A 26,441-nucleotide genomic window follows, 5' to 3' on the forward strand; every position below is an offset into this window, starting at 1 on the left:
CAAGTAAACATTGATATTGGATTATTTGAGAGATTAACAGGCGGCGCAACAATGCCCTACGTCAAGCCCCAGGCCACTGGGGCAACTTTGCTTTTTTCTCGCCCTTTTGTCGCCGCCTTTGCACTGGAGAACCCCATGAGCTTCGTCAACATCGAAAAACCCGCCGCTGGCGCCGAAGGCCCCCGCATGGACGCCGAGTGGCTGGACGCGCACTGGATGCCGTACACGGCCAACCGCCAGTTCAAGGCCAACCCGCGCATGATCGTGGAGGGCCGCGGCGCCTACTACACCGATGCGGACGGTCGCAAGATTTTTGACGGTCTGTCGGGCCTGTGGTGCGCGGGCCTGGGCCATGGCCGCCGCGAGATCGCCGAGGCCATCGGCAAGCAGGCGATGAAGCTCGACTACGCACCCGCCTTCCAGTTCGGCCACCCACTGGGGTTTGAGTTGGCCAACCGCGTGAAGGAGCTGACGCCAGCCGGTCTGGACTACGTGTTCTTCACCGGCTCGGGCTCCGAGTCGGCCGACACGTCGCTCAAGATGGCGCGTGCCTACTGGCGCGCCAAGGGCCAGGGCACCAAGACGCGCCTGATCGGCCGCGAAAAGGGCTACCACGGCGTGAACTTTGGTGGTATCTCGGTGGGCGGCATCGTGGCCAACCGCAAGCTGTTTGGCCAGGGCGTCGAAGCCGACCACATCCCCCACACCCAGCCCCCCGCAGGCTCGTTCCACAAGGGCATGCCGCCCACGGGCAAGGAGCTGGCCGACCGCCTGCTGGAAGTGATTGCGCTGCACGACGCATCGAACATCGCAGCCGTCATCGTAGAGCCCTTCTCGGGCTCGGCCGGTGTGGTGATCCCGCCCGTGGGCTACCTGCAGCGCCTGCGCGAGATCTGCACACAAAACAACATCTTGTTGATTTTTGACGAGGTAATCAGCGGCTTTGGCCGCAGCGGCGCCTGGACGGGTGCCGAGGCCTTTGGCGTGACGCCCGACATCCTGAACTTTGCCAAGCAGGTCACCAACGGCGCGCAGCCGCTGGGGGGGGTGGTGGCCAGCAAAGAGATCTACGACACCTTCATGGCGGCAGGCGGCCCTGAGTACATGCTGGAGTTCCCGCATGGCTACACCTACTCGGCCCATCCCGTGGCTTGCGCAGCGGGCATTGCGGCGCTCGACATCCTGCAAAAGGAAGACATGATCGGCCGCGTCAAAGCGCTGGCGCCGTATTTTGAAGAAGCCGTGCACAGCCTCAAGGGCGCCAAGCATGTGCTGGACATCCGCAACTTCGGGCTGGCTGCGGGCTTGACGATTGCGCCGCTGCCCGGCGAACCCGCCAAGCGCCCTTATGAGATCGCAATGAACTGCTGGAAAAAGGGGTTCTACGTGCGCTATGGCGGCGACACCATCCAACTGGCGCCGCCCTTCATCAGCGAAAAGGCCGAGATCGACCGCTTGGTCAACGCTTTGGGCGATGCACTGGCTGAAACGGCCTGACCCTGTCCGTCGCAAGATACTCATCTATTGATAGCTGCTAGCGCTTTATAGATAAGCACTATCGGTCAATTTGACTCATATTTTCCCCATGAACCACGACAAGAACGTCACCACCACCATCGGCCACCTGATCGACGGCAAGCTCGTTGCGGACACCGAGCGCACCCAACCGGTGTTCAACCCCGCCACCGGCCAATCCACCACCAGCGTGGCGCTGGCCAGCCAGGCCACAGTCGAAGCCGCAATTGCCTCGGCCGAGGCCGCCTTCCCGGCCTGGCGCAACACGCCGCCGCTCAAGCGCGCCCGCGTGATGAGCAAGCTGAAGGTGCTGCTCGAAGAAAACGCCGACAAGATCGCCGCCCTGATCACGGCTGAGCACGGCAAGGTGCTGAGCGACGCCCATGGAGAGCTGCAGCGCGGCATCGAGAACGTGGAATACGCGAGCTACGCGCCCGAGCTGCTCAAGGGCGAACACAGCCGCAACGTGGGCCTCAGCATCGACAGTTGGAGCGAATTCCAGGCGCTGGGTGTGACGGCGGGTATCACTCCCTTCAACTTCCCGGCCATGGTGCCGCTGTGGATGTGGCCCATGGCCGTGGCCTGCGGCAACACCTTTGTGCTCAAGCCGTCCGAGCGCGACCCCAGCAGCACGCTGTTCATCGCGCAGCTAGCGCTGGAGGCAGGCTTGCCACCCGGTGTGCTGAACGTGGTGAACGGCGACAAGTTGGCAGTGGACACGCTGCTGCGCGACCCCCGCGTGAAAGCCGTGAGCTTCGTCGGCTCCACGCCCATTGCCGAATACATCTACGCCGAAGGCTGCAAGCACGGCAAGCGCGTGCAGGCCCTGGGCGGCGCCAAGAATCACGCGGTGCTGATGCCCGATGCCGATGTGGACAACGCTGTGAGCGCGCTGATGGGCGCGGCCTACGGATCGTGCGGCGAGCGCTGCATGGCCATCCCGCTGCTGGTCGCCGTAGGCGACGAAGTGGGTGACGCCGTGATTGCGGGCCTCAAGACCGAGATCGCCCAAATGAAGGTCGGCCCCGGCACCGACAACGGCAACGACATGGGCCCGCTGGTCACCAAGCCCCACTTCGAGAAGGTGAAGGCCTATGTGGACAGCGGCGTGGCCGAAGGCGCCACGCTGGTGGTCGATGGCCGTGGCGTGAAGGTCGCGGGCCATGAGCAGGGCTACTTCCTGGGCGCCTGCCTGTTCGACAACGTGAAGCCCGGCATGAAGATCTACCAGGAAGAAATCTTCGGCCCCGTGCTGGGCGTGGTGCGCGTGAAGACGCTGCAGGAGGCCATGCAGCTCATCAACGACCACGAGTACGGCAACGGCACCTGCATCTTCACCCGCGACGGCGAGGCCGCCCGCTACTTCACCGACCACATCCAGGTCGGCATGGTGGGCGTGAACGTGCCCCTGCCGGTGCCCGTGGCCTACCACTCGTTCGGCGGCTGGAAGCGCAGCCTGTTCGGCGACCTGCACGCCTACGGCCCCGACGCCGTGCGCTTCTATACCAAGCGCAAGACCATCACGCAACGCTGGCCCTCGGCGGGCGTGCGTGAGGGGGCGGTGTTCAGCTTTCCGAGCAGCCGATAAGCCCTCAGCGGCTCCTTTCAAAAGGCCCCTTTTGGGGCCTTTTGTTTTCCGGCACCGGGCTTTTTGAAGATCAAACCCTTCGGACGTCACGCCTTGGCTAGCGCGGCATGCAGCTTGTTGGCGCAAGAAGAGTCCATGAAGCGCCCCGTTCCCAGAAACCGAGACCTTCCCTCTCAAAAAGCAAAACACTCCATAGCTTTTGTGCATGGATAAAGACCCCTCAAAACGCTGCACAAGCGACACAATCAGTAAGCAAACAGCCTGCAGGTAAGCAGATTCGCTTACTAGGGTTTTTACGCACATCCCCCTACAATCGCAGACCCTTACAAAGCTGACAGCCTGCTGCAGACCCGCTGGAGTACGGTTTTGGCCCTCACCCCCCTGAGTTGGAGACACTGAATGCCCGAGAACACCACGGCCCAGAACAACAACGATTCCGACAAGCGTGCCCAGTTGCGCCGTGCCGCTCTCGAGTACCACGAGTTTCCCAAGCCCGGCAAGCTGTCGATTGCCGCGACCAAGCAGATGATCAACCAGCACGATCTCGCGCTGGCCTACTCGCCCGGCGTGGCCGCGCCCTGCGAAGAGATCGTGAAGGACCCCGCCAACGCCTTCCGCTACACCTCGCGCGGCAACCTGGTCGCCGTGATCTCCAACGGCACCGCCGTGCTGGGCCTGGGTGACATCGGAGCGCTGGCCTCCAAGCCGGTAATGGAAGGCAAGGCCGTCCTGTTCAAGAAGTTCGCGGGCGTGGATGTGTTCGACATCGAGATCGACGAGAAGGACCCCGCCAAGCTGGTGGAAGTGATCGCCGCACTGGAGCCGACCTTTGGCGCGATCAACCTCGAAGACATCAAGGCCCCCGACTGCTTTTACGTGGAGCGCGAGCTGCGCAAGCGCATGAAGATCCCGGTCTTCCACGACGACCAGCACGGCACGGCCATCACGGTGGCAGCGGCCATCGTGAATGCGCTCAAGGTCGCCAACAAGAAGATCGAAGAGGTCAAGCTGGTCACCAGCGGTGCGGGCGCTGCGGCCCTGGCCTGCCTGAACCTGCTGCTCAAGGTCGGCGTGCAGCGCAAGAACGTGTTCGTCACCGACCTGGCCGGCGTGGTGTACGAAGGCCGCGAAGAGCTGATGGACGACGACAAGCGCCAGTTCATGCAGAAGACCGACGCACGCAAGCTGGCCGAGGTGATGGTGGGCGCCGACGTGTTCCTCGGCCTATCGGCCGGCAACGTGCTCAAGCCTGAGATGGTGGCCACCATGGCCGAGCGCCCGGTGATCTTCGCGCTGGCCAACCCCAACCCCGAGATCACGCCCGAGCTGGCGCACAGCGTGCGCAGCGACATCATCATGGCCACGGGCCGCTCGGACTACCCCAACCAGGTCAACAACGTCCTGTGCTTCCCGTACATCTTCCGCGGCGCACTCGATTGCGGCGCCACCACCATCACCGATGAGATGGAAATCGCGGCCGTGCACGCCATCGCCGAGCTGGCCCAAGCCGAGCAGAGCGAAGTGGTGGCAGCCGCCTACGTGGGCGAAAAGCTGTCGTTCGGCCCCGAGTACCTGATCCCCAAGCCGTTCGACCCGCGCCTGATGATGAAGATTGCGCCGGCCGTGGCCCAGGCCGCAATGGACAGCGGCGTGGCCCAGCGCCCCATCACCGACATGGACGCCTACCGCGACCGGCTGCAGACCTTTGTCTATGCATCCGGCACCACGATGAAGCCCATCTTCGACGCCGCACGCACGGCCGCCAAGAAGCGGGTGGCCTACGCCGAAGGGGAAGAAGAACGCGTGCTGCGCGCCGCCCAGATCGTGGTGGACGAGAAGATCGCGCGCCCCACACTGATCGGGCGCCCGGCCATCATCGCCCAGCGCATCGAGAAATTTGGCCTGCGCCTGAAGGAAGGCGTGGACTACGACGTGGTCAATACCGATTTTGACCACCGCTACCGCGACTTCTGGCAGACCTACCACCGCATGACGGAGCGCAAGGGCGTGACCCAGCAGGTGGCGAAGATCGAGATGCGCCGGCGCCTCACGCTCATCGGCTCCATGATGCTCCACAAGGGCGAGGTGGACGGCATGATCTGCGGCACCTGGGGCACCACCGCCAACCACCTGCACTACATCGACCAGGTGATCGGCAAGCACGAGGGCGGCTGCCCCAGCACCGCGCAGGACGTGCCGGTGTATGCCTGCATGAACGCCCTGCTGTTGCCGGGCCGCCAGATGTTCCTGGTGGACACCCACGTGAACTACGACCCCACGCCCGAGGAGCTGGCCGAGATCACCACCATGGCCGCCGAGGAAATGATGCGCTTTGGCATCAAGCCCAAGGCCGCGCTGCTGTCGCACTCCAACTTCGGCACCACCAGCCACCCCAGTGCCGTGAAGATGCGCCAGACCCTCGCCCTGCTGCGCCAGCAGGCGCCCTGGCTGGAAGTGGACGGAGAAATGCACGGCGACGTGGCGCTGGACGGCAAGGCCCGCTCGGCACTCATGCCCAGCAGCGAACTGACCGGCGACGCCAACTTGCTGGTGTTCCCCAACATCGACGCCGCCAACATTGCCTACAACCTGCTCAAGACGGCGGCGGGCGGCGGCATTGCCATTGGCCCCGTGCTGCTGGGCGCTGCCAAACCGGTTCACATCCTGACACCCAGCGCCACCGTGCGCCGTATCGTGAACATGACAGCTCTCACCGTGGCGGATGCCAACGCGTTACGGTAAGCCTTCAAAGAATAGCAAGCGCTAACTTAAAACCCTTGCAAAGCCCTTCAGCGTCTGCCCAATCTTTGTGCAGACGCTTGCTTTTTGGGGACCGTTGAGCGACACTAGCGGCTCGAAATTTCGGGTTAACCCGTAGTTTCTGAAAGGTTCGTTGATGCTGAAGGCTGTAGCCACCCGGGCGCGCAAAGCAGGGTTATTGTGTGTTTTGGGTGTTGCTTTCGTGCTGTCTCCGGTTGCGGGACATGCCCGGAAATCCCCGTCCACTGACGGGTCCATCACCCCCATCGCACTGGCCGAGTTGCCGCCCCAAGGGCGGACAACGTATGCGTTGATCCGTGAGGGCGGGCCCTTTCCGTACGACAAGGACGGATCGGTTTTCGGCAATCGCGAACGGCTGTTGCCCGCCCAAAAGCGGGGCTACTACCGTGAATACACCATCAGAACGCCAGGATCGCGCGACCGGGGAGCCCGGCGCATCGTGTGTGGCGGCAAGCCCCGGACGCCGGATGCCTGCTACTACACCAGCGACCACTACGCCAGTTTTCGCGAGATCGTCGAGTGACCTCCAATGCGGTGTACGCCAGCCCGGACAGCATACGCCGCGCCCCATTGAATTCCCCATTCACAGGCCGCATCCTGCAGCCTCGTGAGATGCCAGAAGTTTGTGGACTTTATAAAGAAAGAGTAGCGGAGATGCAGACGCCACTTCGTAAAGACCTGGAAACGCCACTGCGTGGCGTGCGCACCAACATCGTGCAGTCCATTCGCGCGTTCCGCGTGCAGGACCTGCAGGATGCAGCCACCTCCATGGGTCACCATTTCTTGTACGCCAACCTGGCCCACGCGCAGTCCAAGCAGGATGTGCTGGACCTGATTGCCGCCCAATTCACCTTCCCGTCGCACTTCGGCAAGAACTTCGACGCGTTGTACGACTGCATGACAGACCCCTTGCACAAATCGGGCCCGCAGCCTGGTTTCATTGTGGTGCTGGAGCAGATCCCCGCCACGGGCAAGTTCGACAAGGAAGCGCGCGAGCAGTTGCTCGACATCTTCCGCGACGCGGCCGACTACTGGGGTGATCGCAAGATTCCTTTCCGGTGTTTCTATTCTTTTCTGTAGCCCGTTCTGCATCCACCAGCCAAGCAGAACGGGCGAACGAGGCTAGCGACGCCCAAGGCGTGGAAGGCATCGAAATCAACGGCGAACCCGCTGAAAAGATGCCCACCGACAAGCTCGTGGACGTGTCGCCCATGGCACTGCGCATGAGCAGCCCCTTCAATGCGGGCTATTGGCTCAGCGCCGCATAACTCGGTATATCCCCCTGAGCGGCTACGCCGCTTTCCCCTTCTCTCTGCGCATTACGCGCTCCAGGAAGGGGGACACCGCCAGCGCGGCGGAGTGGCCCTTGCGCGGCGGTCGCTGGTCTGGGCCATACCAGTGCCACTGGTAGTGGCGAAATGAGGCGCCGAAGCTGCAAGCACGACACCATCGCAGGCCAGAAGAGCGCGGCGTCACTCAATACGCCATCGCGTTACGAGCAAAAAAGGTGCTTTGCGCTCGTGCAGCAAGCGCCAATAGCTATAAATTTAAGAGCAAACCTGTGCCAGTGCCACGTATTCGGCCACGGGCACTTCCTCGGCGCGGCGCTGGGTGTCGAAGTAGCCAGCGAACTGGCGGGCTTCGAGCCAGCGGCCCAATGTGTGGCGCAGCAGCTTGCGGCGCTGGCTGAAGGCCACTTGCACCACTTCTTCCAGCAAAGGCACTGACAGGGCAGCCGGTTCCGCATGCGGCACCATGCGCACCACAGCGCTGTCCACGCGCGGGGGCGGGTCAAAGCTCTCGGGCGGCACGAACAGCACGTTTTCCATGGCGTAGCGCCACTGCAGCATCACCGACAGGCGTCCGTAGTCGCTGGTGGCGGGGCTGGCCACCATGCGATCGATCACTTCCTTTTGCAGCATGAAGTGCTGGTCTTCGATCACCTGGACATGGTCCAGCAGGTGAAAGAGGATGGGCGTAGAGATGTTGTAGGGCAGGTTGCCCACCACGCGCAGCTTCAGGTCTGCCTGACCGGCTTGGTCGCGCAGGGTGTGTGCCAGTGCCGTGAAGTCCACCTTGAGCACATCGGACTCGATCACGTCGAGCTGCCCATGCAGGCGCAGGCGCAGCGCCAGGTCGCGGTCCAGTTCGATGACCGTGAGGCGCCCCAGACGTTCCACCAAGGGCTGTGTCAGCGCGGCCAGGCCCGGCCCGATCTCGACCATGGGCTGGCCCGGCAGCGGCGCAATGGCCTGCACGATGCCGTCGATGATGCCCTGGTCGGACAGGAAATGCTGCCCAAAGCGCTTGCGGGGAATGTGTTTCAACGCGGCCTTACCTGTTGTCTTGTCTGAGGGTACGTAGGGGAAAAGCGTGCGCCGCACTCACTGGGGAGGGTCACGGTACTCGACGTACGCCCGCCCGCGCAGTTCCTGCGCCCAGGTGGCGTAGGCTTCGTCGAGCTTCTTCTCGCGCACCGTGCTGCGGGCCATGTCACGCTGCTCGCGCTGGGTGAGCTTGGCTTCGCGGCGCTCCAGCAGCTGGATCAGGTGCACGCCAAAGCGCGAAACCAGGGGTTGGCTGATGTCGCCGGGCTTGAGGGCATCCAGGGCCTGCTCGAACTCGGGCACGTAGCGCCCGGGGTTGGCCCAGCCCAGGTCGCCACCTTCCTTGGCGCTACCGTCCTGCGACTGCTCGCGCGCCAGGGTCGCAAAGTCGGCCTGCCCCGCCAGCACGCGGCGGCGGTAGTCAGCCAGCCGTGCTGCTGCAGCGGATTCGGACAACTGGGGGCCCGTGCGCAGCAGGATATGGCGCGCATGGTTTTGCACCACCGTGCTGGGCAGACCCGCCGTCACACGTTCCACCACCTTGAGCACGTGAAAACCGGCGGGCGAGCGCACCGGACCCACGATGGAGCCCACGGGCAGGCCCAGGGTGGAGTTCACAAACAGTTCAGGATAACGATCCGCAGGCCGCAGGCCCAGCAACCCGCCAGCACGCTGGCCTTCGGGCGCATCCGAGAACTCGCGGGCCACCGCCGCAAAGTCTTCGCCCGCACGCACCTTGTCTGCGGCGCGCTGCGCACGCGCCTGGCGCTCGGCGACCTGCGCAGGGGTGGCGCTTTCAGGCACCAGCACCAGCACATGGCCGAGATTGATCTCCATGGCTGCGACATCCGTACCCTTTTGCTCTTCGCGCAGGAACTGGTCCACGTCCAGATCGCTCACCTTCACCCGCGCTTCGACTTCGCGCTCGCGCAGGCGCTGCTGCAGCAGCTGGTTGCGCAGCTCTTCGCGAAACCGGTCCTTGCCCACGCCTTCACGGGCCAGGCGCACATACAGTTCGTCCACCGTCATGTCGTTCTGGCGGGCCACGCCCTGCTCGGCCTGCGACACGGCGTAGTCATCGACCTTGATGCCCGATTCACGGGCCTGCTGCAGCTGCACCTTCTCCAGGATGATGCGTTCGAGCACTTCACGCGCGAGTGCATCACGCGGGGGCATGGCGCCGCCCTGCTTGGCGATCTGCGCCTCGGCCCGTGCCAGGCGTGAGCGCACCTCGTAGTTGGTCACGGGCTCGGAGTTGACCACCGCCACGATGAAATCGGCCGAGCGCGGGACCGTGCTGTCAGAAGGGGCGGCCAGTGTGACGGAAGGCACGGCGGCAGGCCGCGCCGTCAGCGACGACGGAGAAGAAGACAACCCCGTCTTGCCAGAGGACGAGGAAGCCCCTGAGGGGCGCAGGCCCTGCGCCGCAGCGCCTTGCGCCACGAGGGATGCCAACGCGGCCGTCAAGGCCAGTGCGAGTACACGGTGATTCATGGTCTAGTCGTAGTTGCTGAAGCGGCTGGGCGTGGAGACCTGCTCGCGCAGGTTCTGGTAACGCGGCACATTTTGCTTGAAGGAGTCGAGCGGGCTCGAGCCCAGGCTCAGGCGGGAGAAGCCCACGAATTCGATCTGGAACAGCAGGCGCGTGTTGGAGCTGGTCACGCTGCTTTGCAGGCGCTCCAGCACCACGCGGCCGATCCAGCAGCAGCTGTCGTACTCAAAGCCCACCACGGTGTCCACCAGCTTGCGATCCTTCATGCTGTAGTTCAGGCGGCCCACGCTGTACCAGCGCCCGCCGCCCTGGCCACGGCCGGGGCCCAGGTCCTTGCCCTTGTCGCCCCACAGGTCGTTCAGCGGCCACTGCCACCCGATGTCGATCTGCTCGCTGGTGCCACGCTGCAGGCGGTAGGCCGCGCTCACAGTGCGGTAGTTGCTGGGGCTGTAGCGCGCGCCAATGGTGGAGCGGATGGACTGGCCGGTCTTGGGGTTGTATTGCACGGTGGAGTCAAAGCCCCACTGCGGTGTCCAGTTGATGCCCGCACCCAGCAGCAGGTCCGACAGGCGCTCACTGACCGGCGTACCCCCTGGCAGGGTCACCTTCTGGTCCGAGAACCGCACCCGCTGCGCAATGCCGAAGCGCGCGGCCTGGGCACCGGTGTCGGGGTCCAGCAGGCGCGTGGTCACGCCCAGGGTCAGCAGGTTGTTGTCGGCCAGCCGGTCGTTGCCGCCAAACGCGTTCTCGGTGTAGATGGTTGCAAAGTTGAAGTCATTGGCCGCCGTGTCGTACACCGGCAGCATGCTCTGGTCGCGGTAGGGCGTGTAGGTGTAGAACGCCCGGGGCTCCAGCGTCTGCAGGAAGGCCCGGCCGAAGTAGGCGGTGTCGCGCTCGAACACCAGGCCGCTGTCCAGGCTGAAGGTGGGCAGTGTGCGACTGGCCGAGCGCTGGCCGTTGGAGATGGCGGAATCAAACTGGTACTGCGTGGCATGCAGCTGCAGGCGCGGGGTGATGAAGCCACCCGGCGACAGGAACGGACGGCTGATCTGCGCCATGGCGTAGCTGCGGTCGGCGTTGGGCTGGCCGGTGAGCGCGCGGGCCGCTTCAAAGCGCGTGGTGTCCAGCTCGACGCTGGCATCGAATCCGCCACCCAGCTGCGAGGGGTTGTAGCGCCATTGCACCTGCGGCATGCGGTCATACGGCGGCACGATGGGCGAGGTGACATCCTGCAGCGTTTGCCATTTGAGGGTGCGCACCGTGGCCGACATGTCGTTGCGGCCCCAGGACAGGATGGCATCGTTGGGCAACAGGCGCTGGCGCAGCTGTTCGGTGGCGCGGCTGAAGTCGCGCCAGTAGTTGTCGTCGCTCACGCGGTTGAGGTTGAGGTTGAGCCCCAGCCCGCCAATGGCCGTGTCGAACGCGCCTTCATGCTTGCCGCTGAAGCTCCAGCGCACCCGGTCGCGCAGGCGGTCGGTGGGCATCACATCGGCGCTGATCTGGCCCTTGTAGGTTGGCTCCAGATACCGGAACTCGCCGCCCACATTGGCACCCCGCTTGGTCATGAGCGCAGCGCGCAAAGTGGCATCGCGGTTGGGGGCGATGTTCCAGTAGTACGGCTGCATGTAAGTCACGCCGTCGCGGCTGTCGAGCCCGATGGTGGGCGGCAGCAGGCCGGACTTGCGCTTCTCCGACAGCGGGAAGGTGATGTACGGAATGGGCAGCACCGAGATGCCCTTGAACTCCAGTACCGCATCTTCGGCCGTGCCGACCTCTTCCTCGTTGTCAATGCGGATGGTGGCGGCGCGCAGCACCCAGTCGGGTTGCCAGCTTTCTTCGTTGCCACGCTCGCAGGTGGTGTAGGTGCCGTTGTGCACCACGGCACGGTAGCGGTCCACAAAGTCCACCCGCGTCGCATCTCCATGGGCCTGCGTGGCCAGGAAGCGGTAGCGCGCGTCGCTGAAGAAGCCCTCGAAGGCCTCCACCCGCAGCTCCAGCGCCGTGCCTTCGTACACGTTGCCGGCGCGGTTGATGCGCACCTTGCCGTTGGCCTTGGCCAGATCCTCGGGCACGTTGTAGTCGAGCTGGTCGGCGCGGATGACCGTGTCGCCCCGGCGCAGCTCGGCGTTGCCTTCAATCAGTGCGTTGAGGTCGGTCTGGCCGCTGATGTGATCGCCCTTCACAAACACGGGCAATTGCGAACGCACGGCGTCTGGAATCTTTTCCTGCAGCAGGGGCGAGGTGCGCAGCACCGGGGGTGCGTCCCAGGCGCTGGGCGCGGTGGCCTGCGCCAGCGCGGCCAGCGGCAGGCCGCACCAGGCCAGCGCAACGCCCACAGCCAGTACACGGGGCACGGGGGGCCGCAGCCGTGCAGACTTCGCCATGGCGGGCCGGGCGCGAAGGGAGGTGAGGTTCTGCACGGTGGGGGGCTGGCAGCGTGGCACGTGGGGTGTTGGGGGCGGTAGCAAACAAAGGGACCGGCCCTGGCCAGCGCGCACGGCGCCAGCCACGACCGGTTTGTAAAATCGGATTATCCATGAGCCACCCCATCCCCCCATCGCCCGCTGGCCAGCCCCCCGGCGCCACCGTGGCCACACCTGCTGCGCCCGCCGCCTCCACCCCCGTCAGCTGGCCTGATGCCGCCCGCCGTGCGGCCTTTGACGCCTGGCTCGCACCCCTGGTGGGACCGCACCAGTTGCTGCCTGACACCCTGCGCCCCGCGTCGGCCGATGCCAGCTTCCGCCGCTATCTGCGCATTGACACGGCCACAGGCGCCAGCCGCATCGTGATGGACGCGCCGCCCGACAAGGAAAACTGCAAGCCCTTTGTGCAGGTGCAAGGCCTGATGGCCGCCGCCGGGCTGAACGTGCCGCAGATCCTGGCGTTTGATGAGCCCACCGGCTTCATGCTGCTGTCCGACCTGGGCCACCAGACGGTGATCGAGCGGCTGAACCCCGAAAAACCCCAGGACGCTTACGCCTGCTACCAACAGGCCACCGATGTGCTGCTGCAGTGGCAAAAGGCCTCCACCCCCGGCGTTCTGCCCGCCTACGACGAGCCTCTGCTGCGCCGCGAGCTGGCACTGTTCCCAGACTGGTACCTGGCCAAGCACCGCTCCATCGCCCTGGACGACAAGCAGCAGGCGACCTTGGGCAGCGCCTTTGACGCCATCGTGGCGCACAACCTGGCAGCCCCCAGCGTGTATGTGCACCGCGACTTCATGACCCGCAACCTGATGGCGCCGGTGGAAGCAGGTGCACCCCTGGGCGTGCTGGACTTCCAGGACGCGGTGTACGGCCCCATCACCTACGACATCGCCAGCCTGCTTCGCGACGCTTTCATCAGCTGGGAAGAAGAATTCGTCATCGACATTACCGTGCGTTACTGGGAAAAGGCGCGCAAAGCCGGACTGCTGGGCGCCACCAGCGCCAGTGGCTGGGGCGATGACTTTGGCGAGTTCTACCGTGCGGTGGACTGGATGGGCCTGCAGCGGCACCTCAAGGTCGCGGGCATTTTTGCGCGGCTGACGTTGCGCGACGGCAAGCCCAAATACCTGGCCGATGCGCCCCGGTTCATGGCCTACATCCGCGCCACCGCCAACCGTTACCGCCAACTGGGGCCGCTGCTCAAGATGCTGGACCAGATCGAAGGCACCGAACCCGCGGTGGGCTTTGCCTACGGCCGCATGTAGCTGCAGCCCTCTGCATTGACGGCACACCCCAAGAAATCAAGCAAAAACCGGCTAAAGCGCAGACAAATCATGCGCCAACAGCTATTACAAAGATAGCAAATGCCCCGTTTCCATTGCCCGGCCCTCCTGGCCACCGGCGCCGAGCTGGACCTGCCCCCGGGCGCCGCACGCCATGTGCAGGTGCTGCGCCTGCAGCCCGGCGACGGCATCACCCTGTTCCACGGCGGTCAGGGCGCGGGCGACCCGGGCGGCGAGTTCGATGCCACCGTGCTCAAGATGGGCCGCAGCGATGTGCGCGTGCTGGTGGGTGCGCACCATGCCATCGAACGCGAGGCGCCCCGCGCCGTGCACCTGCTGGCGGGCATCACCGCCAACGAGCGCATGGACTGGCTGGTCGAAAAGGCCACCGAACTGGGCGTGGCCAGCATCACCCCGCTGGTGGCCGAGCGCAGCGTGCTCAAGCTCAAGGGCGAGCGCGCCGACAAGAAGATCGCCCACTGGCAGGCCGTGGCCGTGGCCGCTTGCGAGCAATGCGGCCGCAACCGTGTGCCCGTGGTGCACCCGGCCATCGACCTGGCCGGCTGGCTGCGCACACCCGGACAGGGGATGACCTCCACCGATGGGCACGCTGCGCAAGGCACACCGCAGCGCCTGCTGCTGTCGCTGCGGCCCGGTACGGTGCCACTGCGCGAAGCCACGGGTGGCGAAGGTGCCCAGCGCCCGGTGCTGTTCCTCTCCGGTCCCGAGGGCGGTCTGAGCCCTGCGGAAGAAGACCTGGCGCTGCAACACGGCTTCGCACCGGTCACGCTGGGTCCGCGCGTGCTGCGCGCCGAGACCGCGCCGCTGGCCGCCCTGGCTGCGCTCACCCTGTAGCGCAGCCCCCATGCCCCGTGGCCTGCACCGGCCGCACAGGCCGCGCGCCTGCCCAGGGACGGGGCTGTACGCATGGCACTACCTCGCCGTAAAATTCCCGACTGGCCGGTAACCCTCCCCCCGGGTTGTCGCCCCCCGCCCGCGCACCGCGCGGCCCTCTCTCCTGGCCGGAGCCCCCCACCTTGCGCCCACCCGCCCGCTGGCAGCGCCTCAAGGATGTGATCCTCTCCACCGACCCCCGGCGGCGCACGCTGGTGGGCATGGCCTTGCTGGCGCTCACGCTGATGGTCGGCAGCGCCGGTGTGATGCTGCTGGTGGCACACGCCGGCACCGCCGTGGACAAGACCGCCGTGCAATGGTGGGCCGCCCTGTCGGTGGGCGGCCTGGTGGTGATGACGGCCTTCATCCGCTCGGGCGAAACCGCCCGCCTGCGCGACCCCTCGCTCACCATCCCGCAGATGGTCTGGACCATCACCAGCGGCGCCGTGGCCTATGTGCTGGCGGGCGATGCGCGCGGGCTGGTGCCCAGCGTGCTGGCCATGATCCTGTTCTTTGGCACCTTCGGCCTCACGGTGGCCGAGGTGATTGGCATCGGCATCTACGCACTGCTGGCGTTTGCCTGCGCCATCGGCGCCAGTTCGCGCTTCAACGCCAACGCCAACGCCTCGGGCTACCTCGATACCGCCTACGCACTGATGGTGCTCATCGTGCTCAGTGGCTGCATTGCACTGAACCTGCGCATCCAGCGCATCCGCGCCAAGCTGCAGCAGCAGCGCGAGGCGCTGGCCCAGGCGCTCGAAGTCAACCGCGAGCTGGCCACCCGCGACGAGCTCACCGGCCTCATCAACCGCCGCGCCATGCTGGACCTGATGGCCCTGGAGCACCGCCGTGGCCTGCGCAGCGGCCGCCCGATGCTGCTGGCTCAGCTGGATATCGACCACTTCAAGCCCATCAACGACCAGCACGGCCACGCCACCGGCGACCGAGCGCTGCAGGCCTTTGCGGGCACGGTGCGTGCCAGCGTGCGCGACACCGATGTGCTGGCCCGCTGGGGCGGCGAGGAGTTTGTGCTGATGCTCACCGACACCTCGGCAGACCACGCGCGCGAGTTGCTCGAACGCATCCGCCAGGCCGTGCAGGCGCTGGAGATTGCCCACAGCACCGGCACGCTGCATCTGACGGTGTCCATTGGCCTCGCACAGCACCTGCCGGGCGACACGGTGGAGCACACGCTGGAACGCGCCGACCAGGCGCTGTACCGCGCCAAGGCCCTGGGCCGCAACCGCGTGGTGGTGGCGCCCGCCGCCCACCGCGCAGCGCCGGCAGGGGTCAACGTGCGGACTTGAGCGTGCCGCAGTCGGCCGCGAGCCACTTGCCGTTCTGCACCATGTCGATCTGCTCGGGCTTGCCGTTGGACGTGGTCTTGACCTTGAAATTGCCCGTGTAGGCCGTGGGGCCCTGGAAGGTCATCGTGCCCTCGCCCGTGGTGGGCGGCTGGCCCTGGGCGCCCTTGCAGCTGAACGTCATGGCCACCGCGTTGGGGCCCGTGCGTTGCACGTTCTGCGTGCAGCCTTCCTGGGCAGGAATGCGGTCCAGGTCGGCCTGCTCGGGGCTGATGCAGACCTTCACAGTATTGCCGCTGGGGCCCATGCTCACACCCTGCTGTGCCATGGCCTGTTCCATCTGCTTGCGCTGCGCGGGCGTCAGGCTGGCCATGGACTTCTGCATCTGCGCCATCGCGGCCTCCAGCTGGCCGCTCTGGCTTTTCATGGTCACGCTGTTCTCCCACAGGCCGGGCCGCAGCTTCTGCGCCTGGGCGTGGGCTGTGGTCCAGAGCCCGGGCCCAAGCACGGTGGCGGAGAGGACAACGGCGAGAGCGCGGGGGATGGGGGTGTGCATGGTGGTCAGGCCTCGGTGCAAGCGGCAGAGCCGACAGTATCGACACACCGGCCTTTGCTGCCAAGTAGCAACCACCAAGTGCACGGTGGAAGGTGGGAAGCAGCGGCTGTGGCCCGCGCGCACTGGGCACGCGGTCTCCGTGGGTCTCCGTCCTCAGGCGCTCAGGTGCGGCGGTGCACGCAGCTGCTCGGGGGTGGTGAAGTAGGCTGCCGATGCCCCCAGGCCCGCGCGCGCCTGCGCCAGCTCGTGCCGCGCCACGGTGCGCAGGTGCACCTCGTCGGGCCCATCCATCAGCCGCAGCGCGCGGCCCCAGGTCCAGAAAGCGGCCAGCGGCGTGTCGGGCGACAGGCCCATCGCGCCAAAGATCTGCATGGCGCGGTCCACCACGCGCTGCTGCAGGCGCGCGGCCACCACCTTGATGGCGGCGACCTGGGCGCGTACCGCGCGCACGTCTGCCGTATCGATCTGGTCCAGCAGCCAGGCCGCATGCAGCACCAGCAGGCGCGCCTGGTCAATCTCGATGCGCGACTCGGCCAGCCATTCCTGCACATTGGCCTGCTCGGCCAGCGGCTTGCCGAACGCGGTGCGCTCCAGCGCGCGCTCAGTGGCCAGGCTCAGCGCCAGCTCGCACTGGCCGATGGTGCGCATGCAGTGGTGCACACGGCCTGGCCCCAGGCGCGCCTGCGCCATCGCAAAACCCGCGCCCCAGTCGCCCAGCAGGTGGTCGGCAGGCACGCGCACGCCCTGCAGCAGGATCTCGCAATGCCCCTCCGGCGCGTGGTGGTGCAGCACGGAGATGTTGCGCACGATCTGCACGCCCGGCGCGCCCACGGGCACCAGCACCATGCTGTGGCGGTGGTGGCTGTCTTCACTATCGGCATCCGCGTTGCGGCACAGCACGATGAGCAGCTGGCAGTGCGGGTGCGCCGCGCCGGTGATGAACCACTTGCGACCGCTGAGCACCAGGTCATCGCCCTCGCGCCGCACCGTGGTCTGCAGGTTGGTGGGGTCGGACGAGGCCACGTCGGGCTCGCTCATCGCAAAGGCCGAGCGTATCTGGCCGTTCAGCAGCGGCACCAGCCAGCGGGTGCGCTGGGCGGGCGTGGCAAAGCGGTGCAGCAGCTCGATGTTGCCGGTGTCCGGCGCATGGCAGTTGAATACTTCAGCCGCCCAGGGCAGGCGGCCCATGGCCTCGGCCAGCGGCGCATAGTCAAGGTTGGACAGGCGCGTGCCGGGCTCATCCTCGCGCAGCGTGGGCAGGAACAGGTTCCACAGGCCCTCTTCGCGCGCCAGTGCCTTGAGGTCTTCGACAAACGGCGGCGGGTAGTCGCCCGCCGCCACGGCCGCGTGCCAGGCGGCGTTGTAGGGCAGCAGATAGCGGTCCATGAAAGCCAGCAGGCGATCACGCAGTTCAAGGGCCAGGGGGGAGAGTGCGAAGTCCATGCAGCCATTGTGAAAACAGCGCCAGCACACGTCACAACGCAGGCGACAACGGGCTTGATGCACATCACGGCCAGCCTGGGTGTCTTCCGTGACGGCGTCTCAATTGCTATGTTTTTGATAGCTATTCAGGCATATTGCACTGGCACTACCAGCCCGTTTTGCTTGAAGCATGGCCTGACACCGCCCACCACACAGGTACCATGGCCCCATGAGCACCCATTACGAAACCCTGCAGCACGCCGACACCTACCGCGAGGCGTTTGCGGTGGAGCCCCCTGCGGCGCTGGGTGAACGCCACCTGTGGCCCCGCAAGCCGGGCTTTTTCATCGTGCATACAGCAACGGCGGCCGCCCTGGCCCAAGGGCCGGCCAGCACGGCCGGTGCGGTTGAAGAAGCCGCGCTGACAGCGGCTTCAGACACCCCGAGCGACGCCGCCCCCACCCGCGTGCTGGTGCCCGCGCAATGGGGCCTGGTGCCGCATTGGGTGAAATCCGCGTCGGACGCCAAGCTGCGCGCGCCCAAGCTGGTGAACGCCAAGTCCGACCTGGCCTCCACCGGCACCGCGTTTCGCGACGCGTGGCTGAACGGCCAGCGCTGCATCGTGCCGATGGCAGCGTTCTATGAAGACGACCTGCGCAGCGGCAAGGCCGTGCCCACCCGCGTGGCACGGGTGGACGGTAAACCCATGGGCGTGGCGGGCCTGTGGGCGCGCTGGCAGGGCGCCGGGGGCGAGGTGATCATCAGCTACTGCCTGCTCACAGTGAACGCCAACAACCACGCCTTGCTGCACCGCTACGGCCAACCGGGCAGCGAAAAGAGCATGCCCGCCATCCTGAACGAAGGCGCCTACGACGCCTGGCTCACGGCCCGGCCCGACAAGGCCAAGGAGTTCATGCGCCAGTACGCTGCGCAGTCGCTGCTGGCCAACCCGGTGGAGAAGAAGGCGGACAAGGTGCCGCCCAAGGGGTGGCTGGACTGAAGACAGTCCCCGCCACCCGCCGGGGGCCTGGCCTGTGCTCGCTCAGGACGGCCGCTTCATCTGGCAGGACGTGGGCTGGGCGCTGATGTAGTTGTCCCAGGCCACTTCGGAGCGGAAGCCGTAGCCGGTCTTTTCGGCGTCGTACTTCACACCCTTGCTGCCCTGCTTGGCCCAGATGCCCAGGTACAGCGGCGCTTCAAGCTGGTGGTCGGTCTTGCGCATGCGCACCTCGCCCATGGGGCTCTTGTAGGTCATGCTTTCCAGCGCGAATGCAACCTTCTTGGCATCGGTGGACTGGGCCTTGCGCATGGCCTCGCGCAGCATGTGCATGCTGTTCCAGTGCGCGGCAAACACAAAGTCCTCGCCCGTCTTCTTCTTGTAGTCCACGTAGATCTTTTCCAGCTCGGGGGTGGGCGCGTTGTGCACCCAGTTCCAGATCACCCCGACCTTGCCTTCACCCCAGGGCCCGATCTGCGCGGGTGTGCCGGGGTTGTTGGCGTTGAGCGTGAAGTAGTTGATGTTCAGGCCGTAGTCGCGCGAGGACTTGAACAGCAGCGTGAGGTCGCTGCCCCAGTTGGAGGTGATGACGGTGTCGGCCTTGGTCGCGGCGATCTTGGCCACATACGAGGCGAAGTCGCGCGTCTGCGCGATGGGGATGAAGTCATCGCCCACGATCTCGATGTCGGGCCGCTTGCGGGCCAGGTATTCCTTGGCGGCCTTGGAGACCTGGCGGCCGTGGGTGTAGTCCTGGTTGAGCAGGTACACGCGCTTCACATCCTTGCGGCCCTGCAGGTAGGTGGTCAGCGCCTCCATCTTCATCTCGCTCGATGGATAGAAGCGGAAGTGCCAGAAGCTGCAGCGGTCGTTGGTGAGCTGCGGGTCCATGGCGGCGTAGTTCAGGTACACCGTCGCGCGCTCGGGGTCGCGCTCGGCGAGCTTGTTGAGCGCATCCACCAGCGCCAGCGCCACGCCCGAGCCGCCGCCCTGGGTGATGTAGCGCACGCCCCGGTCGGTGGCGGCCTTGAGCGCGTTCAGGCTCTCCTGCGGCGTGCCCTTGTTGTCGAAGTCCATCACCTCGAACTTGGGCTCGTTGGGCCCGGCCTTGGCGTTGACCTGCGCCACCACCTCACGCAGCTGGTTGAGCGAGCTTTGGCCGGTGAGCGCAAACGGGCCGGACAGCAGGTCGATGAAGCCGATCTTCACCGTCTCGGCCGCCCCGATGTGCGTCGCCATCACCAGCGCTGCGGCGCATGTGCCGACCTTCAACCAATGGCGTGGCCATTTCCTGGGAACCATGTTCATGTGTGTCTCCGTGGGGTGGGTGAGTGGGAACGAGAGGAAAGCCGAAAAGTCAATAAGCCGAAAACCGTCAGCGCGTGGCGATGTCATTCGCCGCCGAACACCGCGCCATGGCGCTGCCGCAGCTCGTTTTTCTGGACCTTGCCGGTGCCGCCCAGCGGCAGGCTGTCAACAAACAGCACATCATCAGGCAGCCACCACTTGGCAACCCGCTGTGCGAGGAAGTCCAGGATCTGCGCCTTGTCCAGCGACTGGCCGGGCTTGCGCACGATGAAGAGCAGCGGGCGCTCGTCCCACTTGGGGTGCTTGACGCCGATGACCGCCGCCATGGCCACCGCCGGGTGCGCCACGGCGGCGTTCTCCAGGTCGATGGAGCTGATCCACTCGCCGCCCGACTTGATCACGTCCTTGGTGCGGTCGCGGATCTGCACCACGCCCTGCGGGTTGATGGTGGCGATGTCGCCCGTGGGGAACCAGCCATCGACCAGCGCCGAGCGCTCGGCCTTGTGGTACCGGTCCACGATCCACTGGCCGCGCACCATCAGCTCGCCCTGCGCCACGCCGTCGCGCGGCAGGCTGGCGCCGTTTTCATCCACCAGCTTGAGCTCGATGCCGAACACCGACTTGCCCTGCTTGGCGACCAGTGCGTGGCGGTCCTCGGGCGGCAGCTCGGTATCACCCGCGCCCAGCACGCTCATGGTGGCGATGGCGGTGGTCTCGGCCATGCCCCAGCCGTGGCGCACCTCCACGTCGTACACGTCGTTGAACTTGGCGATCAGCGCCTTGGGCATGGCCGAGCCGCCCACGCCCGTGCGCCGCATGGTGATAAAGCGCAGCCCGTGCTGCTCCACATGCTGGATCAGGCCCATCCAGATCGTGGGCACGCCCGCGCTGACAGTGACGCGCTCGGTCTCCATCAGCTCGTACAGGCTGGCCGCATCCAGGCGCGGGCCGGGCAGCACCAGCTTGGCGCCGCCAATCAGCGCCGCATAGGGCAGGCACCAGGCGTTGATGTGGAACATGGGCACCACGGGCAGGATGGTCTCCCGCGCGCTGATGCTGAGCACGCCCGGCATGCAGGCCGACAGGGCGCTGAGCACCAGCGCCCGGTGCGAATACAGCACGCCCTTGGGGTTGCCGGTGGTGCCCGACGTGTAGCACAGCGCTGCGCCGGATTTTTCCTCGCACACGGGCCAGGCGAAGCGGTCGTTCTGGCTGGCTACCAGCGTCTCGTACGCCTCGACCCCGCTGACGCCCTGCAGGTCCATCGTGCCCAGCGTGTCGGCATCACACAGCGCCACCCAGTGCCTTACGCGGGGGCACGACGCCGCAATGGCGCGCACCAGGGGTGCGAAGGTGGTGTCGAACAGCACCACCTCGTCGTCGGCGTGGTTGACGATGTAGGCCAGCTGCTCGGGGTGCAGGCGCGGGTTGCAGGTGTGCATGACCATGCCACTGCCCGACACGGCGTAGTACGCCTCCAGATGGCGGTGGTTGTTCCAGGCCAGCGACCCCACCACGCTGCCGGGGCGCAGGCCCAGCGCCTGCAGCGCATTGGCCAGCTGCCGGGCCCGCTGGGCCATGTCGGCAAAGCGGTAGCGGTGCAGGCGGCCATCAGTGTCGCGCGAGACGATCTGCTGATCGCCGTACTGGTTCTCGCCATGTTCAAGGATGGCCGAAACCAGTAAGGGCCGGTCCATCATGCTGCCGGGCTGGTGCTGCTGCATTGCCGTTGTCTCCTAGGGATGTGCGCCTTGCTGCATCGCGGCATCCATAGGGTGCCGGTGCAGAGCCCTCTTTACCGGGGCGGACACATCGTCGCAAACAACGCGGGGCGGGCTTGTCGTTTGCGCGACTCAGACAGCCAATGAAGGCCGCGCCAGCGGAATACAGACGGCGAAGTGATCGTGAGCTGGCATCTGCTCATGGAGAGTGCGGACCCTCACGCCTTGCAGCATCGCTAAGGTCCGCCCGGGCAGCGAGAAGTAAATACCGCTTACCTTGTGAACGAAGTACTCCATGACAGGCCAGTGCCCTCAAACCCAGGTTGCAACCCACTTTCGGGAGCAATTGGTGTCCAGAATGTCCCGCATGGTCCAGTTTGTTTCGCAAGGTTCGCGGGATACATTACGTTGGGTCACCCGTACAACACGCAGGAAGGCTCAGATGAAAAATCCGTATGGGAGCGATGGTCGCCTACAGGATGTTCTGTCGTTGATCCAAGTGCTTGCCTACTCACCAAAGACTCGACGAACCGACCAAGGCCTACAGGCCGAACTAAAGCGCTCACCCGCAAATAGCAATTCGTGGATCGAACTAGCCAAGCAGCACCCGGAATTTTTTCGTGTTCGCGAGGACCACGAGAAGTCATCACATGTTTCGCTCATCGCGCGCAATGCGCAACAGTCGGTTGTCGATGATGACGGTGATCTCTTAAAGCCGCTTCTAACTACAGACGTCGCAAACAAGCTCATGGAGCTTGCTGTCGGCATGCACGATAGGGAAGTCCGTCGCAAGGAGTTTTGGCGAAGCTTCTTCATTCCGATAGTGGTCGCTGTCATTGCCGCCACGGCGGCCGTCACCTCGGCAGTCATAACTGCGCTTTACCGGGCAGGGCCATAGAACCTATGGCATCCGCTCATGTCGAACGTTGAGGTTGTTAGCAGGTCGGCCAACTCGGGCACGTGGCGGCAAAGGGTGGTCACAGCACATTAGGTTCTAAACGCCATGCATCCATTGCTTCCCCAAATTAGTCCAGATCGAAACCAATTCGCAGCTGACCCGTTCGGCTACTCAGCCCTTGCTTGGCAACGCTGGGTTATTGCACAAGAGATTGCCGGGTTTCCAGGAGATCCGACAAAGGCACCCACAAGCGAGGATCTGAAGTCTCCAATCCTTTGGTTGAGTCAAGCTCACGCACTCTCTGAGGCAGCGGCAACAGTTATTCGGAACATGCCGAATGTCGAGCACATGCCCGCTTTAACCAGAGGCGTGTGCGATAGCCAGTATTGCGCCGTCGGCCTTATGCTCGTCGGCTATAGCCTTGAAATCTGCTTGAAGGCTATGCTCATTTTGCGTCTTGGGGTGGAAAAATACTCCGCAGAAGAGCGCAAGCATAGACACCATGATTTGGTGAAACTATCCAGTTTCATGCCCGACCTCAGCGAAAAAGACAAAGCAATTCTTGCCTTGCTAACTCACTTCCTGATGTGGGCAGGTCGCTATCCAGATCCCGGCTCAGGCAGAGAGGACAATGCAACGTTGATATTCGAACTTTCGGAGAAGCATCAGATATCCGCAAAAGACCTCTTCATCCTGTCTGCCAGAGTTATGCGGCATGTACAAGAACTAACGTCATGAGAAGTGCAACGCGCCTAATTGGTTGATCAAGCCAACGTCATCAGACGTCAGAAATCGCGTCGGGTGCCCCTCATCGAACATTTGCTAGGCCTTGGCGGTACACCTCACAACCCCAACCCCGCAAACAACCCGTCCACCCGCTTCACCACCCCCTCCTCCATCCGCATCGGCCTCCCCCACTCCCGCTGCGTCTCCCCCGGCCACTTGTTCGTCGCATCCATCCCCATCTTGCTGCCCAAGCCGCTCACGGGCGAGGCGAAGTCCAAGTAGTCGATGGGCGTGTGCTCCACCAGCAGGGTGTCGCGGGCCGGGTCCATGCGGGTGGTGATGGCCCAGATCACGTCCTTCCAGTCGCGCACGTCCACGTCGGCATCCACCACCACGATGAACTTGGTGTACATGAACTGGCGCAGGTGGCTCCACACGCCCATCATCACGCGCCTTGCGTGGCCGGCGTAGGCCTTGCGGATGCTGACCACGGCCATGCGGTAGCTGCAGCCTTCGGGCGGCAGGTAGAAGTCCACGATCTCGGGGAACTGCTTTTGCAAGAGCGGGATGAACAGCTCGTTCATCGCCAGGCCCAGCACGGCGGGCTCATCCGGCGGTTTGCCGGTGTAGGTGCTGTGGTAGATCGCATCCTTGCGCAGGGTGATGCGGTCCACGGTGAGCACGGGGAACTCGGCGCATTCGTTGTAGTAGCCGGTGTGGTCGCCGTAGGGGCCTTCGAGCGCGTGCTGCCAGCCGCTTTTGTGGTGGGCATCGGGCTGGATATGGCCTTCGAGCACGATCTCGGCGGTGGCGGGCACTTGCAGCGGCACGCCCAGCGCGGGCGTGACCTCAGTGCGCGCGCCGCGCAGCAGGCCGGCGAACTGGTACTCGCTCAAGCTGTCCGGGACGGGCGTGACGGCGCCCAGCAGCGTAGCCGGGTCCGCACCCAGGGCCACGGCCACGGGGTAGGGTTGGCCGGGGTACTGGGCGCAGTGGTCCGCAAAGTCCAGCGCGCCGCCCCGGTGCGCCAGCCAGCGCACGATGACCTGGTTGCGTGAGAGCACCTGCTGGCGGTAGATGCCCAGGTTCTGCCGCGCCTTGCGCGGGCCGCGCGTGATGGTCAGGCCCCAGGTGATGAGCGGGGCCACGTCGCCGGGCCAGCAGTGCTGCACGGGCAGGCGTGCCAGGTCCACGTCGGGGCCTTCCCACACCTCTTGCTGGCAGGGCGCGCCGCGCGCCACGGTGTGCGGCGCCATGTTCCACAGGGTCTTGAGCAACTGGCCCATGCCCAGCATGTCCTTGAAGCCCTTGGGCGCCTCGGGCTCCTTGAGGGTGGCCAGCAGCTCGCCCAAAGTGCGCACGCCATGCAGGTCGGGCACACCCATGGCGCGCGCCACGCGGGCAGGGGTGCCAAACAGGTTGGTGAGCACGGGCATGCGGTGGCCCGTGGGCTGCTCGAACAGCAGCGCCGGGCCACCTGCGCGCAGCACGCGGTCGCTGAGCGCAGTCATCTCCAGGTGGGGCGAGACGCTTTCGCCCACACGGCGCAGGTCGCCCGTGGCTTCGAGCTGGGCCATGAAGTCGCGCAGGTCGCGGTAGGCCATGTCAGGTCCAGAATTTGAATGAAATAGGCCGGTAGCGCAGATATTGATTGCGCTAGCAGCTATGAATTAAGGAGCGTCAAGCTCCAGGCCCTGCCAGCGCGGCGCCAGGTCATGCGGCATGTCGATGAGGTCGAGCGCGCGCGCCACGCTGTAGTCCACCACTTCGCCCACGGTCTGCGGGCGCAGGTAGAAGGCGGGCAGCGGCGGGCAGATGATGCCGCCCATCTCGGTCACGGCCACCATGTTGCGCAGGTGCGTGAGGTGCAGGGGCGACTCGCGCACCATCAGCACCAGGCGGCGGCGCTCCTTGAGCGCCACGTCGGCCGCGCGCGTGAGCAGGTTGTCGGCCAGCCCATGCGCAATGGCAGCCAGCGTGCGCATGGAGCAGGGTGCGACCACCATGGCGTGGCACTGGAACGAGCCGCTGGCAATGGCAGCGCCCACGTTGGCCACATCGTGCACGCGGTGCGCCAGGGCCTCGACGGCGGGGCGGTCCATGTCCAGCTCGTGCTGCAGATTGCGCCAGCCTGCGTCAGAGACGACCAGGTGCGTCTCCACGCCCGGCTGGCTGCGCAGCACCTGCAAGAGGCGCGCGCCATACACGGCGCCGCTGGCGCCCGAGATGGCCACGATGATGCGGCGGGGGGATGCGGACTCAGCCATGGGTAGCCCCCTCGGCGGCCGGGGCACGCAGCGGCTCGGCCAGCTGGTCGGCCTCGACCTGCTCCAGCACCAGGGCGGCCTGCACGGGGTCGAAGTCTTCGTGCACGCGCTTTTTCACACCGTATTGCTGCAGCTGGTAATGCCGGTCGGCCGCAATGCCGTGGCGCGCGAGCGTGCTTTTGACGCAGACCAGCGGACAGCCGTCGAGCGCGATGATGGGCCGGCCCGAGCGCACGGTCTTCATCAGGTGCGGCACATCGCCCCCCACACCGGCGATGCACGACATCTCGGCCACGCCGCGCCGGTCAAGCTGCAGTGCCACGTGGTTGGCCAGTTGCGCGGCGCTGGAGCAACCGGAGCAGGAGTAGACCAGAGGATGGTTCAGGGGATCGGTGTCGGCGGTCATGGGTCACCCTCCTGTGCGCGTGCGGGGCGAGGGATCGAGGCGGCGCCGCAGGTGGCCCAGCACCTGGCGCGGCGCCAGCTTGTGCGCCCACTGGCGCGGGTCCAGCACGGGCAGCTCGATCGCATCGAGCGCGTTCTTCACCACCAGCCCCAGCTCGGTGTCGCCCTCCATCGACAGGCGGCGGCTGAAGAACAGCGTGTCGGGGTCCTGCTGGCGCTGGGCGAGCAGCAAGAAGTCATGGGCCGTGGCGCTCAGCGTGACATCGGCCACCTGCGGCGGCACCAGCGGAGCATGGGGGGCGAAGCGCTGGCCCGTCCAGGCAAAGTCAAAGGCCACGCGCGCATCGCGCACCTGCACCCGCATCTTCTTGTGCAACAGCACCTGGCCCACGTCCGCAGGCAGGTGCCGCGCGAGCGCCAGGTTCAGCGCCGTCACCAGCAGCAGCGAGCCGGGGTAGGCGGGCAGGCGTGCCAGCACGGCACCCACGGGGGCAGGAACGACCAGGGGAAAGGAGAGAGGAGAAGCCGCCATGG

At 65.6% G+C, this 26,441-nt stretch carries 23 protein-coding genes; 12 read left to right on the forward strand and 11 right to left on the reverse strand.

All coding sequences use genetic code 11. From position 1 onward, the window contains the following. The first annotated feature begins 135 nt into the window (after nucleotides 1-135). The 6 genes from C8C99_RS14595 to C8C99_RS24325 all read left to right on the forward strand — a co-directional run bounded on the left by C8C99_RS14595 (nucleotide 136) and on the right by C8C99_RS24325 (nucleotide 7,152). Nucleotides 136-1,497: an aspartate aminotransferase family protein gene (locus C8C99_RS14595; protein WP_108627178.1), complete on the forward strand. Its 1,362-nt coding sequence runs from the start codon at nucleotides 136-138 to the stop codon at nucleotides 1,495-1,497. A gap of 88 nt (nucleotides 1,498-1,585) precedes the next feature. Continuing rightward, complete coding sequence (locus C8C99_RS14600) at nucleotides 1,586-3,103, forward strand: CoA-acylating methylmalonate-semialdehyde dehydrogenase (protein WP_108626121.1); 1,518 nt, start codon at nucleotides 1,586-1,588, stop codon at nucleotides 3,101-3,103. Between the two features lie 399 nt (nucleotides 3,104-3,502). Then, nucleotides 3,503-5,845 carry an NADP-dependent malic enzyme gene (locus C8C99_RS14605; RefSeq protein WP_108626122.1) on the forward strand — a complete coding sequence of 781 codons (2,343 nt, stop codon included), beginning with the start codon at nucleotides 3,503-3,505 and terminating at the stop codon, nucleotides 5,843-5,845. 154 nt (nucleotides 5,846-5,999) lie between these two features. Further along, on the forward strand, nucleotides 6,000-6,407 hold the full coding sequence (locus tag C8C99_RS14610; RefSeq protein ID WP_056644089.1) for a ribonuclease domain-containing protein: 408 nt from the start codon (nucleotides 6,000-6,002) through the stop codon (nucleotides 6,405-6,407). Nucleotides 6,408-6,538: 131 nt separating this feature from the next. Then, nucleotides 6,539-6,964: a barstar family protein gene (locus tag C8C99_RS14615; RefSeq protein WP_015016366.1), complete on the forward strand. Its 426-nt coding sequence runs from the start codon at nucleotides 6,539-6,541 to the stop codon at nucleotides 6,962-6,964. 59 nt (nucleotides 6,965-7,023) lie between these two features. Continuing rightward, complete coding sequence (locus tag C8C99_RS24325) at nucleotides 7,024-7,152, forward strand: hypothetical protein (protein WP_255411686.1); 129 nt, start codon at nucleotides 7,024-7,026, stop codon at nucleotides 7,150-7,152. Between the two features lie 279 nt (nucleotides 7,153-7,431). Here C8C99_RS24325 and rsmA read toward each other — a convergent pair whose 3' ends face one another. Genes rsmA through C8C99_RS14630 form a run of 3 tightly spaced genes read right to left on the reverse strand, consistent with a single transcriptional unit; the run spans nucleotide 7,432 to nucleotide 12,087 of the window. Then, nucleotides 7,432-8,211 carry a 16S rRNA (adenine(1518)-N(6)/adenine(1519)-N(6))-dimethyltransferase RsmA gene (gene rsmA / locus C8C99_RS14620; protein WP_108626123.1) on the reverse strand — a complete coding sequence of 260 codons (780 nt, stop codon included), beginning with the start codon at nucleotides 8,209-8,211 and terminating at the stop codon, nucleotides 7,432-7,434. A gap of 57 nt (nucleotides 8,212-8,268) precedes the next feature. Further along, nucleotides 8,269-9,705 carry a peptidylprolyl isomerase gene (locus tag C8C99_RS14625; protein WP_108626124.1) on the reverse strand — a complete coding sequence of 479 codons (1,437 nt, stop codon included), beginning with the start codon at nucleotides 9,703-9,705 and terminating at the stop codon, nucleotides 8,269-8,271. Between the two features lie 3 nt (nucleotides 9,706-9,708). Then, nucleotides 9,709-12,087 carry an LPS-assembly protein LptD gene (locus tag C8C99_RS14630; RefSeq protein WP_108626125.1) on the reverse strand — a complete coding sequence of 793 codons (2,379 nt, stop codon included), beginning with the start codon at nucleotides 12,085-12,087 and terminating at the stop codon, nucleotides 9,709-9,711. Between the two features lie 152 nt (nucleotides 12,088-12,239). On the opposite strand from C8C99_RS14630, the gene C8C99_RS14635 reads away from it, so the two are divergent. From C8C99_RS14635 to C8C99_RS14645, 3 genes are all read left to right on the forward strand, one after another. Next, nucleotides 12,240-13,394, forward strand: a complete 1,155-nt coding sequence (locus C8C99_RS14635) for an aminoglycoside phosphotransferase family protein (protein ID WP_199226409.1) — start codon at nucleotides 12,240-12,242, stop codon at nucleotides 13,392-13,394. 99 nt (nucleotides 13,395-13,493) lie between these two features. Next, the gene (locus C8C99_RS14640) at nucleotides 13,494-14,267 is read left to right on the forward strand and encodes a 16S rRNA (uracil(1498)-N(3))-methyltransferase (RefSeq protein ID WP_108626126.1); all 774 of its coding nucleotides are present in this window, start codon (nucleotides 13,494-13,496) and stop codon (nucleotides 14,265-14,267) included. Nucleotides 14,268-14,449: 182 nt separating this feature from the next. Then, entirely contained in the window at nucleotides 14,450-15,613 is a 1,164-nt protein-coding gene (locus tag C8C99_RS14645; protein ID WP_108626127.1) for a diguanylate cyclase, read from the forward strand. Here the strand turns inward: C8C99_RS14645 and C8C99_RS14650 are convergent. Continuing rightward, nucleotides 15,597-16,166 (reverse strand): DUF3617 domain-containing protein, encoded by a 570-nt coding sequence (locus tag C8C99_RS14650; RefSeq protein WP_146186027.1) that lies wholly within the window; start codon nucleotides 16,164-16,166, stop codon nucleotides 15,597-15,599. The two genes, C8C99_RS14645 and C8C99_RS14650, sit on opposite strands and share 17 nt — an antisense overlap. 153 nt (nucleotides 16,167-16,319) lie before the next feature. Continuing rightward, entirely contained in the window at nucleotides 16,320-17,609 is a 1,290-nt protein-coding gene (locus tag C8C99_RS14655) for an acyl-CoA dehydrogenase family protein (protein WP_108626129.1), read from the reverse strand. Nucleotides 17,610-17,817: 208 nt separating this feature from the next. Between C8C99_RS14655 and C8C99_RS14660 the strand changes: the two genes are divergently transcribed. Beyond that, nucleotides 17,818-18,588, forward strand: a complete 771-nt coding sequence (locus C8C99_RS14660; protein ID WP_108626130.1) for an SOS response-associated peptidase — start codon at nucleotides 17,818-17,820, stop codon at nucleotides 18,586-18,588. Nucleotides 18,589-18,630: 42 nt separating this feature from the next. On the opposite strand, the gene C8C99_RS14665 is transcribed toward C8C99_RS14660, so the two are convergent. Together C8C99_RS14665 and C8C99_RS14670 are read right to left on the reverse strand one after the other, a co-directional pair. Beyond that, on the reverse strand, nucleotides 18,631-19,890 hold the full coding sequence (locus tag C8C99_RS14665; RefSeq protein ID WP_082576888.1) for a branched-chain amino acid ABC transporter substrate-binding protein: 1,260 nt from the start codon (nucleotides 19,888-19,890) through the stop codon (nucleotides 18,631-18,633). Between the two features lie 83 nt (nucleotides 19,891-19,973). Continuing rightward, nucleotides 19,974-21,614, reverse strand: a complete 1,641-nt coding sequence (locus tag C8C99_RS14670) for a long-chain-fatty-acid--CoA ligase (RefSeq protein WP_108626131.1) — start codon at nucleotides 21,612-21,614, stop codon at nucleotides 19,974-19,976. 355 nt (nucleotides 21,615-21,969) lie between these two features. Between C8C99_RS14670 and C8C99_RS14675 the strand changes: the two genes are divergently transcribed. Together C8C99_RS14675 and C8C99_RS14680 are read left to right on the forward strand one after the other, a co-directional pair. Further along, nucleotides 21,970-22,509, forward strand: a complete 540-nt coding sequence (locus C8C99_RS14675; RefSeq protein ID WP_158274170.1) for a hypothetical protein — start codon at nucleotides 21,970-21,972, stop codon at nucleotides 22,507-22,509. A gap of 105 nt (nucleotides 22,510-22,614) precedes the next feature. Continuing rightward, the gene (locus C8C99_RS14680) at nucleotides 22,615-23,247 is read left to right on the forward strand and encodes a hypothetical protein (RefSeq protein ID WP_056642180.1); all 633 of its coding nucleotides are present in this window, start codon (nucleotides 22,615-22,617) and stop codon (nucleotides 23,245-23,247) included. A gap of 104 nt (nucleotides 23,248-23,351) precedes the next feature. On the opposite strand, the gene ubiD is transcribed toward C8C99_RS14680, so the two are convergent. From ubiD to C8C99_RS14700, 4 genes are all read right to left on the reverse strand, one after another. Further along, nucleotides 23,352-24,839 (reverse strand): 4-hydroxy-3-polyprenylbenzoate decarboxylase, encoded by a 1,488-nt coding sequence (ubiD, locus tag C8C99_RS14685; protein WP_056642177.1) that lies wholly within the window; start codon nucleotides 24,837-24,839, stop codon nucleotides 23,352-23,354. Nucleotides 24,840-24,905: 66 nt separating this feature from the next. Beyond that, a complete protein-coding gene (locus tag C8C99_RS14690; RefSeq protein ID WP_056642175.1) occupies nucleotides 24,906-25,502 on the reverse strand; it encodes a UbiX family flavin prenyltransferase in 597 nt (198 codons plus the stop codon). Then, entirely contained in the window at nucleotides 25,495-25,908 is a 414-nt protein-coding gene (locus tag C8C99_RS14695) for a putative zinc-binding protein (RefSeq protein ID WP_108626133.1), read from the reverse strand. Before C8C99_RS14695 ends, C8C99_RS14690 begins: the two co-directional genes overlap by 8 nt. Nucleotides 25,909-25,911: 3 nt before the next feature. Then, entirely contained in the window at nucleotides 25,912-26,439 is a 528-nt protein-coding gene (locus tag C8C99_RS14700) for an SCP2 domain-containing protein (RefSeq protein ID WP_056642169.1), read from the reverse strand. Nucleotides 26,440-26,441: the final 2 nt, after the last annotated feature.

Origin of the sequence: Acidovorax sp. 107, from assembly GCF_003058055.1 — a bacterium.
In the GTDB taxonomy this organism is placed as follows: Bacteria; Pseudomonadota; Gammaproteobacteria; order Burkholderiales; family Burkholderiaceae_C; genus Acidovorax.

Coding starts and splice junctions, on each gene's coding strand:
- ubiD (WP_056642177.1), bottom strand. CDS start 24,839: ATGGCCTACCGCGACCTGCGCGACTTCATGGCCCAGCTCGAAGCCACG.
- C8C99_RS14690 (WP_056642175.1), bottom strand. CDS start 25,502: ATGGCTGAGTCCGCATCCCCCCGCCGCATCATCGTGGCCATCTCGGGC.
- C8C99_RS14630 (WP_108626125.1), bottom strand. CDS start 12,087: ATGGCGAAGTCTGCACGGCTGCGGCCCCCCGTGCCCCGTGTACTGGCT.
- C8C99_RS14640 (WP_108626126.1), top strand. CDS start 13,494: ATGCCCCGTTTCCATTGCCCGGCCCTCCTGGCCACCGGCGCCGAGCTG.
- C8C99_RS14650 (WP_146186027.1), bottom strand. CDS start 16,166: ATGCACACCCCCATCCCCCGCGCTCTCGCCGTTGTCCTCTCCGCCACC.
- C8C99_RS14625 (WP_108626124.1), bottom strand. CDS start 9,705: ATGAATCACCGTGTACTCGCACTGGCCTTGACGGCCGCGTTGGCATCC.
- C8C99_RS14660 (WP_108626130.1), top strand. CDS start 17,818: ATGAGCACCCATTACGAAACCCTGCAGCACGCCGACACCTACCGCGAG.
- C8C99_RS14675 (WP_158274170.1), top strand. CDS start 21,970: ATGTCCCGCATGGTCCAGTTTGTTTCGCAAGGTTCGCGGGATACATTA.
- C8C99_RS14600 (WP_108626121.1), top strand. CDS start 1,586: ATGAACCACGACAAGAACGTCACCACCACCATCGGCCACCTGATCGAC.
- C8C99_RS14610 (WP_056644089.1), top strand. CDS start 6,000: ATGCTGAAGGCTGTAGCCACCCGGGCGCGCAAAGCAGGGTTATTGTGT.
- C8C99_RS14670 (WP_108626131.1), bottom strand. CDS start 21,614: ATGCAGCAGCACCAGCCCGGCAGCATGATGGACCGGCCCTTACTGGTT.
- C8C99_RS14700 (WP_056642169.1), bottom strand. CDS start 26,439: ATGGCGGCTTCTCCTCTCTCCTTTCCCCTGGTCGTTCCTGCCCCCGTG.
- C8C99_RS14695 (WP_108626133.1), bottom strand. CDS start 25,908: ATGACCGCCGACACCGATCCCCTGAACCATCCTCTGGTCTACTCCTGC.
- C8C99_RS14595 (WP_108627178.1), top strand. CDS start 136: ATGAGCTTCGTCAACATCGAAAAACCCGCCGCTGGCGCCGAAGGCCCC.
- C8C99_RS14680 (WP_056642180.1), top strand. CDS start 22,615: ATGCATCCATTGCTTCCCCAAATTAGTCCAGATCGAAACCAATTCGCA.
- C8C99_RS14615 (WP_015016366.1), top strand. CDS start 6,539: ATGCAGACGCCACTTCGTAAAGACCTGGAAACGCCACTGCGTGGCGTG.
- C8C99_RS14655 (WP_108626129.1), bottom strand. CDS start 17,609: ATGGACTTCGCACTCTCCCCCCTGGCCCTTGAACTGCGTGATCGCCTG.
- C8C99_RS14665 (WP_082576888.1), bottom strand. CDS start 19,890: ATGAACATGGTTCCCAGGAAATGGCCACGCCATTGGTTGAAGGTCGGC.
- C8C99_RS14635 (WP_199226409.1), top strand. CDS start 12,240: ATGAGCCACCCCATCCCCCCATCGCCCGCTGGCCAGCCCCCCGGCGCC.
- C8C99_RS14605 (WP_108626122.1), top strand. CDS start 3,503: ATGCCCGAGAACACCACGGCCCAGAACAACAACGATTCCGACAAGCGT.